This window comes from Burkholderia sp. SIMBA_062 (assembly GCF_046534765.1).
Lineage (GTDB): Bacteria > Pseudomonadota > Gammaproteobacteria > Burkholderiales > Burkholderiaceae > Burkholderia > Burkholderia ambifaria.
Genome location: NZ_JAWRYD010000206.1, coordinates 1 through 279 on the forward strand (window position 1 = coordinate 1; position 279 = coordinate 279).

General features: G+C 60.2%; 1 pseudogene. It reads right to left on the reverse strand.

The window, feature by feature from the left end:
- A pseudogene (locus SB786_RS36055) lies at nucleotides 1–279 on the reverse strand (NmrA family transcriptional regulator); the annotation flags it as partial.

Consider the following 279-nt stretch of genomic DNA (forward strand, 5'->3'; position numbering starts at 1 on the left):
CGTGCAGGGGTTATAGACAATCTTCCGGCCGATGACTTCGCTGATCTTCTGCGCGATCTCGTGATGATCGAGTTCGACCGGCCCGCACAGCTCGTAAGCCTTGCCGATATGCGCGGACGGCTGCGTGAGCACCGCCGTGATGAAGCGCGCCTGATCTTCCGCCGCGATCGGTGCGTGACGCCCTTCGCCATAAGGCAGCGTGATCTGGCCTTCCTTGACGATCGTGTCGCGCACCCACGGGAAAATCAGCCATTCCGAAAAGAACGTCGGACGAATGTG